This window comes from Sphaerisporangium album (assembly GCF_003323745.1).
Lineage (GTDB): Bacteria > Actinomycetota > Actinomycetes > Streptosporangiales > Streptosporangiaceae > Sphaerisporangium > Sphaerisporangium album.
The window spans coordinates 147,361-155,742 of record NZ_QOIL01000002.1; the positions used below are offsets into that span (position 1 = coordinate 147,361).

Here is an 8,382-nt window from a genome sequence, read left to right on the forward strand (position 1 = left end):
GACCTGATCTGACCTGATCTGACCGGCCGGTTCCGAGGCCGCTCCGGCACTGTTCCGGCACCGGTCCGGCACTGGTCCGAGCCTGTTGTGCGACCCGCCGCGCGGCGCGGCCCGTCCGCGCGGCCCGCCCGTGATGATCAACGGGGGCCGCGCGGGGTGTCCGCGTGCGCGAGTACGGGGGGAGTGCGTCAGACGGTGGCCAACTCCCGATACCGTAGAGTCCATCATGTCTTCCCGCCGAACCGCATCGCTGATCACACTGGGCTGCGCGCGCAACGAGGTCGACTCCGAGGAGCTCGCCGCGCGCATGGAGGCCGCCGGGTGGAGCCTCGCCGACGATGACCCCGACGTCATCGTCGTGAACACCTGTGGCTTCATCGACTCGGCGAAGAAGGACTCCATCGACACGCTGCTCGCCGCGTCCGACTCCGGGGCCAAGGTGGTCGCCGCGGGCTGCATGGCCGAGCGCTACGGCAAGGAGCTCGCGGACGCGCTGCCCGAGGCCTCCGCCGTCATCTCCTTCGACGACTACGCCGACATCGGCGCGCGGCTGGACGATGTGCTGGAGGGCAGGCCGCTCGGCGCCCACAGCCCGCGCGACCGCCGCACGCTGCTGCCGATCACCCCGGTCGAGCGCTCCGCGTCCACGGCCGCCGTCCCGGGTCACGGAGAGGCCCTGCCGGACGGCGTGGCGCCCGCCAGCGGCCCGCGCGCGCTGCGCAAACGGCTCTCCGGCGGCCCCATGGCCCCGCTCAAGCTCGCCTCCGGGTGCGACCGCCGCTGCTCCTTCTGCGCCATCCCGGCGTTCCGGGGCGCCTACGTCTCGCGCGCCCCCGAGGACCTGCTGGCCGAGGCCGCCTGGCTGGCCGGGCAGGGGGTGAAGGAGCTCGTGCTCGTCAGCGAGAACTCCACCTCCTACGGCAAGGACCTGGGCGACCTGCGGGCCCTGGAGAAGCTCCTGCCGCGCCTGGCCGCCACCGAGGGCGTCGAGCGGGTCAGGGTCAGCTACCTGCAGCCCGCCGAGCTGCGTCCGGGCCTGCTGGAGGTCATCGCCGGCACCCCCGGCGTGGCCCCGTACTTCGACCTGTCGTTCCAGCACGCCAGCGGGTCGGTCCTGCGCAGGATGCGCCGCTTCGGCGATCCTCGCCGCTTTCTGGACCTGCTGGAGTCGGTTCGCGCGCACGCGCCCGAGGCGGGCGTGCGCTCCAACTTCATCGTCGGGTTCCCCGGCGAGACCGAGGCCGAGTTCGCCGAGCTGGTCGCCTTCCTTGAAGAGGCCCGGCTGGACGTCGCGGGAGTCTTCGGCTACTCCGACGAGGACGGCACCGAGGCCGCCCGTCTCGGGGGCAAGCTGGACCAGGAGACGATCGACGAGCGGGTCGCCGCGCTGACCGAGCTCGCCGAGGAGCTCACCGCCCAGCGGGCCGAGGAGCGCATCGGCACCGAGGTCGAGGTCCTCATCGAGGAGGACCTGGGCGACGGCGGCTACGAGGGCCGTGCGGCCCACCAGGGGCCCGAGGTGGACGGTTCGGTGACCGTCCAGGGCATCGGCCTGCTCCCCGGCCAGATCGTGCGCGCCACGGTCGTCGACGCCGAGGGGGTCGACCTGATCGCCCGCATCAAGGCCTCGCCATGACGAAACAGCCGGAGGCCGGCACCGAGCCGATCGCTCCCTCCCCGGCTCGGCGCGTCAGCCCGTGGAACGTCGCCAACGTGCTGACCGTCCTCCGGCTCGTGGTCGTCCCCTTCTTCGTCGTCTGCATGTTCGTGGACGGCACGGGCTGGCGGTGGGCCGCGCTCGTGGTCTTCCTGCTCGCCTCGCTGACCGACCAGCTCGACGGCTGGCTGGCCCGCAAGTACGGGCTGATCACCGACTTCGGCAAGATCGCCGACCCGATCGCCGACAAGGCGCTGATCGGGGCGGCGCTGGTCACCCTGTCGCTGCTGGACGAGGTGTCCTGGTGGGTGACCGGCGCGATCCTCGTCCGTGAGGTGGGGGTGACGGCGCTGCGCTTCGCGGTGATCCGGCACGGCGTCATCCCGGCGAGCTACGGCGGCAAGGTCAAGACCGTCCTGCAGATCGCCGCCATCGCCCTGTACATCCTGCCCGGCGTGCCCGAGCCGCTGCGGTGGGCGGTCCTCGGGGCCGCGGTGGCGGTCACCCTGGTGACCGGGGCCGACTACGTCGTCAGGGCCGTACGGCTGCGCAAGGTCGCCCAGAAGGCGCGGGGCGGATGAGCGGGGCGCTCGCCGCCGAGGTGCTGTCCCTCCTGGTCCGCCGGGGGGCGACGGTCGCGGTGGCCGAGTCGCTCACCGGCGGCCTCATCGGCGCCACGCTCACCACGCCGAGCGGGGCCTCGGCCGCGTTCCGGGGCGGGGTGATCGCCTACGCGACCGACCTGAAGGCCGGCCTGCTGGACGTCCCGAAAGATCTACTCGATCGGGAGGGGGCGGTCCACCCGGAGGTCGCCTCCGCGATGGCCGCCGCGGTGCGGAAGCTGACCGGTTCCACCTACGGGCTCGCGGTGACGGGGGTGGCGGGGCCCGACCCCCAGGACGGCCGGCCGGTCGGCACCGTCCACATCGCCGTGGGGGGACCGGAAGGGCGTTTCTGGGGCCGGGATGTGGTTCTTTCCGGATCCAGGGAAGAGATCCGTAAAAGTACTGTGCGGGAGGGTTTGGATCTCCTGCGAGGTGTGCTGGAGGCCGATGTGGGGGAACATTCCGGATGATTACCGCGTTACGTCACCAGCGAACATGCTCTTCACGGTCTGCCGCCCCGTTGGTCGATGCGGGTACGGTGGAGCTGTGAGTGAGGTCCGTGACCCATCGGTGAGGAGCAGGTCCGGCGAGCGCCCGGCGAAGGCGCCGAGCGAACCCATGATGACGGCGAGGAGCATGTACGAAGGGCATCCGAAGAACGGGCGATATGAACCGACCGCGCGGAGTGTCGTGAAGACCCCTGCGCCCGGGAGGGAGCGACAGATGGTCCTGCTGCGTCAGCTGCTCGGTGACGTGCTGCGGCGGCTGCGGGTGCGGCAGGCGCGCACCCTTCGTGAGGTTTCCACCCTGGCCCGTGTCTCCCTTGGCTACCTGTCCGAGGTTGAACGCGGTCAGAAGGAAGCGTCCTCCGAGCTGCTCGCGTCGATCTGCGGCGCCTTGGGCGTGCCTCTATCGCAGGTGCTCCGCGAGGTGTCCGACCAGTTCGCGCTGGCCGAGCTTCAACACGCGCCCGTGCTGGCCGATGCGCCCGAGCACGAGCGTCTTCCGATCGCCGAGACCGTCTCCACCACGATCTCGGGCCCAGAGTTCGACGGTTTCCCCGAAGTCAAGGACATGGTCGCCGCGTAGGTCCGCGGTCGCCCCCTTCGTCCTGGCCCGCGGCCGTCACGACGCCGTGACTCCGCGATGGCACGTCCGGACGCCCCCGGTGAGCCGGCCGTTTCAACGCGGCTGGCAGGCGGGGCAGTAAAAGACCACTCGTTCGTATGGCTGCGCCCCGAGCTCGCCGCTGACCACCTTCCCTCCGCAGCGCAGACAGGGTCTCCCGGCCCGGCCGTACGCCCACAGGCGCCTGCGCGGGCGCCGGTCGCCCGTCGTCAGGGGGCCTTCCCTTTCGTCCTTGCTCGCCTCCAGCAGGTGATGGGCGAGCGTCATCATCTTCGTCAGGTCCGGTACGTCCCCGGCGGGCGTGAAGGGCGAGATCCCCGACAGGAATAGCGTCTCGGCGCGCCAGATCGTGCCGATTCCCGCCACGTTGCGCTGGTCCAGCAGCGCTTCTCCGATCATCACCTCGGGTCGCGCCGCGATGTTCAGCGCCGCCCGCGCCGCGTGCCCGTCCTGCCAGCCCGGGTCGAGCAGGTCGGGCCCGAGGTGCCCGACCACGCGGTCCTCGTGCGCGGTGGCCAGCAGGTCCACCATGCCGAGCCTGATCCCCACCGCCTGCCACCGCGCGTTGGCGAGCACGAGCCGGACGACGTCCCGGCCGCCCGGCGGGCGGGTCCCCGCCGGCTGGACGCGCCAGGTCCCTTCCATGCGCAGGTGGGTGTGGACGGTCAGGCCGCCCTCGACCCGGGTGAGCAGGTGCTTGCCCCGGGGGACGGTGGTCAGGACGGCGCGCCCCGCGAGGTCCGCGGTGGCGTACCGGGGCACGCGGAAGTCCGAGCGGGTCAGCACCCGTCCGTCGAGGGCGGCCCGCAGCTTGACGGCCGTCCGGTAGACCGCGTCGCCCTCGGGCATGACACGCTCAGTCCCAGGCGGCCGGGTCGGCGGCGAGCTCCATCACGCGGTGCGGCAGGCTGTCGGAGGCGATCTGGTCCAGGGTGACCTCCTCCAGGATCGCGCGCTCGCTGGCGCGCAGGGCGATCCAGACCTGCTGCAGGGAGCGGGCGGCGCCGCGGTAGCCGACGTGCTCGGGGCGCTCGCCCCGGACGTTGGCCAGTGGGCCGTCCACGGCGCGGATCACATCGGCCAGGGAGATCTCGGTGGCCGGCCTGGCCAGGACATACCCGCCCTCGGGGCCCCGCTGGCCGCGGACCAGTCCGGCCCGGCGCATCTGGAGGAGGATGTTCTCCAGGTACTTGGGGGGCATTTCCTGTTCCTTGGCGAGCTCGCCCACGGTGGTGGGACCGCTGCCGGAGGCGGCGAGCTCGGCGGCGGCGCGAAGGGCGTAGTCGACACGGGCGGAAAGACGCATGTTATCGATTATCCCGCCTGCTAAAGCGTGGTTAGCCGCAACCGCACCACAACAGGCAGATGATCTGAGAAAGGTACGGTCGGAACCTCGGCCGTGACCACCTGGAGACCCCGGGAGACCAGCACGTGGTCGATGCGCTTCGCCGGGTGATCGGCCGGTGAGGTAGGGGGATCCCCGAGGGCGATCAGGGGGTCCGAGAGCCCAGCGCCCTCCAGCACGCGCATCTCCGGGTCGTCCGGGGTGGTGTTCAGATCGCCCGCCAGCACCACGGGCCGAGGCTCGGCCGGCACCCTCCCCTCGGCTAGATCCCGCGCCAGCGCCGCCACCTCGGGGGCCTGGCCGGGAGGCGCCTGGAGGTGGGTGTTGAGGATGCCCACCTCCGTCCCGCCGACGCTGATCACCGCCGCCTGGGCCTGCGCGCCCGTCGGATGGTCGTGGCGGCCCAGGGGGAAGGACTCGACGCGCTTGACCGGCAGCGACGTCAGCAGCGCGTCACCCCAGAGGGCGTCCGCCGCCGGCGCGAAGTAGTACCGCATGCCGAGCCCCTTCGCGACCCGCGCCAGCTCGTCGTGGCCGCCGTTGAGCAGCCAGCCGCGGTCCACCTCGCTGAGCAGCACCACGTCGGGACGCCGCGTGCGCGCCCAGGCGGCGATCCGGTCCAGGTCGAGCGTGCCCTTCAGCCCGAACCCCATGCGGATGTTGTAGGCGATCAGGGTGAACTCGTTCCCCGTCACGGTGCGGACGGGCGGCAGGGGACGCCAGGACACGGCGGCCGTGACCACCGCCACCGCGAGCGCCAGGCGCGCGGCCCCGCGCCCGGGCGGCCGCCTGACGGGGACCCGGGCACCTCTGACGGCGACCCGGGCACCTCTGACGGCGACCACGGCGACGACGACCGCCAGCGCGCCCGGCACGACGCCGTTGGGGAACCCGAGGTCGGCGTCGTAGGCCGCGTAGTAGAGGAAGACCGCGACGAGGAACAGCAGCATTCCGCCGAGCGCCCCGAGCCCGGCCCTGCGCGGCGAGGAGGCGCGCGGCAGCCCCGCCAGGCCGAGGCAGGCGCCGAGGGCCAGCGCGGTCACGGCCGCCGGGATCGCGGACGGCCAGACGATCATCGCGGCCGCCGACAGGGGGAGCAGCGCGACGGGGATCCACCGCCGGGCGGGCGGGCGCCAGGCCAGGGAGACCATGCCGAGCTGGGCGACGACCATCAGAGCCGTCACGACCGCGACGTACGGGGCGGGCCCCTGGGCACCCCTGGGATCGGCCAGGCCGGTCGTCGCGAGGTACATGCCCCACAGGACCATGGCCGGGCCGAACGCGAGCCAGACGCCGGGGGAGGCGAGGTCGTCCTCCACCCCGGTCGCGACCCGCAGGGCCCACAGGAACGTCGCGCAGAGCGCGAGGACGCCCAGCCAGGGCAGCGGCCCGTCCCGCCACACCAGGTCCATCTGGCCGAGCAGCAGGTGGACGATGGCCGAGGCCGCGAGCCCCCCGGCCAGCATCGCGGGGACCCGCTCGCGGGCCACCGTGATCGCGCAGCCGTACAGGAAGGCGATGCCGAAGGCGACCCCCGCCCCCGCGACGTAGAGCTGCGGCGCGCCGCCGTCCGTGGCCTGGAGCGCCAGCCGGGCGGCGACCAAGAGGACCGCCGCGCCCGCGAGCAACCGGCGGGGCCCCGCCACCCGGGCGATCGGGACGGCGGCGACCGGCAGCACGAACCACAAAGTCGCGAAAAGTCCCATCTGTTCGGGCGGGGTGTCCCCGGCGCGGCCGAACAGCGTGATCAGCGAGGGCAGAAGGACGCGCAGCACGTCCGTCAGCAGCAGGATGCCGAGGACCGGCCCGGCCGCGGGCGCCCCTCTCAGCAGGGACGACGCGAGCCGGGACCCGCGAGGGACGCGGGCGGGGGCTTCGGTGAGAGGATCGTGCACGGGGACTCCTCGGCGCGGACTTCTGTGATCCTCAGGGCAATCGGGAGCGAAGGCAAGGGCGGCGAACGGAGCGAGCGGCGCACCGCCGAGCCGTCCCCGACCTGCGGTGCCGCTAAACTGGCAGGAAGCTTTACTGAGGAATGGTTGTGTCACACCACGCCGCTGGTTTGTGATAAATCAAACGGGGACCGACGACAAGAGAGCATGCGATGGAGCGACGTCCTGGCGTGCCCAGGTTGCTACGGGAGATCAACGACCGGGCCGCGCTGGAGCTGCTGCTCTCCTCGGGCCCGCTGACCAGGGGACAGATCGGCGACATGACCGGTCTGTCCAAGGTCACCGCCTCTCAGACCCTCTCGCGGCTCGAGGAGCGCGGGCTCGTCGAGGTGGTCGGAGAACAGGCGGGGAACCGGGGGCCCAATGCGGCCCTTTACGGGGTTATCGCCTCCTCCGCCTATGTGGCGGGACTCGACGTGGGCCCCGATTCGGTGACCACCGCGATCGCCGATATCAACGGGGAAATCGTGGCAGAAGTGTCGGTTTCCCCCAATGGGCACGACGATCCCGTCGCGCTCGTCCACAACGCGGTCGTGAAGGCCTGTCGCTCGGGCAAGGTCGCCCTGTCGCGCCTGAAGGGCATCGTCATCGGCACCCCGGGTGTGGTCGACCCGCGCAGCGGCGACGTCCGGTTCTCCTTCGACCTGCCCGGCTGGCACGAGGGCAGCCACCAGGCGCTCGCCCGTGACCTTCGGCGGCCCGTCACGATCGAGAACGACGTGAACCTCGCCGCGATCGCCGAGCGCTCCGAGGGCGCGGCCAAGAACGTCGACGACTTCGTCCTGCTGTGGGTCGAGCGCGGCGTCGGCCTCGCCGTCGTCCTCGGTGGCAGGCTGCACCGGGGCCGGTCGGGAACCGCGGGCGAGATCGGCTACCTGCCGGTGCCCGGCGTGCCCCTGGCCGGGGACGTCAAGGCGGTGCCCGGACGGATGCCGTCGCTGGCGGGCGGCCTGCAGTCCCTGATCAGCGCCGAGGCCGTGGCCGAGCTCGCCGAGCAGCAGGGCTTCCCCGACCGCTCGGCCGCCGACGCCGTCCGCGCGGCCGTCGAGAGCGGCGAGGCCGGCTCGGCGTTCCTGGACGAGCTCGCCCACCGCCTGGCCCTCGGCGTCGCGTCGGTGTGCGTCGTCCTGGACCCCTCGCTGGTCGTGCTGAACGGCGAGGTCGGCAGGGCGGGCGGCGCCGCGCTGACCTATCGGGTCGAGGAGGCCGTGGCGCGCATCTGCCCGATCCGTCCCGAGGTCGTGGTCAGCGAGGTCAAGGTCCGGCCGGTGCTGCGCGGGGCCATCCTCGCCGCCCTCGACCGCGCCCGCGAGGAACTCTTCGCGTCCTAGTGGCCGAGCCTTCGGCACGGCGGTTCGGGGGTCGCGTGCCGAATGGGTGAGGTGGCCATCGGGGGAACACCGGGTGAACTGATCCGCGTCGCCTGAGGTATATGCCGTGCTGTGACCAGAATTGAAACCAGGTGACGAGGAACGGAGTGCCTGGTGGTCGCGCTGGACTGGCTGGGGCGATTGGTCGCCTTCCTCGGCGGCGCGGGGCCCGTTCTGTTCGGGATCGCCCTGCTGGTCGCGACCCCCTTCCTCGACCGCCTGCTCGTCCGGCGCAAGCGTCTCGGCTTCCGCGTGCTCTCCTCAAAGGCCCGCATCTTGACTCCGTCCAGCAGCAGGTCACCGGGGAGGTCGGGGACCAAGGTCA

At 72.4% G+C, this 8,382-nt stretch carries 9 protein-coding genes; 6 read left to right on the forward strand and 3 right to left on the reverse strand.

Annotation, left to right across the window (positions count from 1 at the left end; all coding sequences use genetic code 11):
- The first annotated feature begins 226 nt into the window (after window positions 1-226).
- From rimO to DQ384_RS03330, 4 genes are all read left to right on the forward strand, one after another.
- Complete coding sequence (rimO, locus tag DQ384_RS03315; protein ID WP_114027179.1) at window positions 227-1,636, forward strand: 30S ribosomal protein S12 methylthiotransferase RimO; 1,410 nt, start codon at window positions 227-229, stop codon at window positions 1,634-1,636.
- A complete protein-coding gene (gene pgsA, locus DQ384_RS03320) occupies window positions 1,633-2,238 on the forward strand; it encodes a CDP-diacylglycerol--glycerol-3-phosphate 3-phosphatidyltransferase (RefSeq protein WP_114027180.1) in 606 nt (201 codons plus the stop codon). Before rimO ends, pgsA begins: the two co-directional genes overlap by 4 nt.
- The gene (locus DQ384_RS03325; protein WP_114027181.1) at window positions 2,235-2,732 is read left to right on the forward strand and encodes a CinA family protein; all 498 of its coding nucleotides are present in this window, start codon (window positions 2,235-2,237) and stop codon (window positions 2,730-2,732) included. The genes pgsA and DQ384_RS03325 overlap by 4 nt, the downstream gene beginning before the upstream one ends.
- Window positions 2,733-2,985: 253 nt before the next feature.
- Window positions 2,986-3,351 carry a helix-turn-helix domain-containing protein gene (locus tag DQ384_RS03330; RefSeq protein ID WP_114027182.1) on the forward strand — a complete coding sequence of 122 codons (366 nt, stop codon included), beginning with the start codon at window positions 2,986-2,988 and terminating at the stop codon, window positions 3,349-3,351.
- Window positions 3,352-3,444: 93 nt separating this feature from the next.
- Here the strand turns inward: DQ384_RS03330 and DQ384_RS03335 are convergent, their stop codons facing one another.
- Genes DQ384_RS03335 through DQ384_RS03345 form a run of 3 tightly spaced genes read right to left on the reverse strand, consistent with a single transcriptional unit; the run spans window position 3,445 to window position 6,630 of the window.
- A complete protein-coding gene (locus DQ384_RS03335; RefSeq protein ID WP_114027183.1) occupies window positions 3,445-4,239 on the reverse strand; it encodes a DNA-formamidopyrimidine glycosylase family protein in 795 nt (264 codons plus the stop codon).
- Window positions 4,240-4,246: 7 nt separating this feature from the next.
- Window positions 4,247-4,696: an RrF2 family transcriptional regulator gene (locus DQ384_RS03340; protein ID WP_114027184.1), complete on the reverse strand. Its 450-nt coding sequence runs from the start codon at window positions 4,694-4,696 to the stop codon at window positions 4,247-4,249.
- Between the two features lie 20 nt (window positions 4,697-4,716).
- Window positions 4,717-6,630: an endonuclease/exonuclease/phosphatase family protein gene (locus DQ384_RS03345; RefSeq protein WP_114027185.1), complete on the reverse strand. Its 1,914-nt coding sequence runs from the start codon at window positions 6,628-6,630 to the stop codon at window positions 4,717-4,719.
- Window positions 6,631-6,839: 209 nt separating this feature from the next.
- Between DQ384_RS03345 and DQ384_RS03350 the strand changes: the two genes are divergently transcribed.
- Together DQ384_RS03350 and DQ384_RS42050 are read left to right on the forward strand one after the other, a co-directional pair.
- Window positions 6,840-8,018 (forward strand): ROK family transcriptional regulator, encoded by a 1,179-nt coding sequence (locus DQ384_RS03350; protein WP_114027186.1) that lies wholly within the window; start codon window positions 6,840-6,842, stop codon window positions 8,016-8,018.
- A 153-nt stretch (window positions 8,019-8,171) separates the two neighbouring features.
- The coding region (locus DQ384_RS42050; protein ID WP_220182759.1) for a hypothetical protein at window positions 8,172-8,382 on the forward strand (211 nt) is incomplete at its 3' end.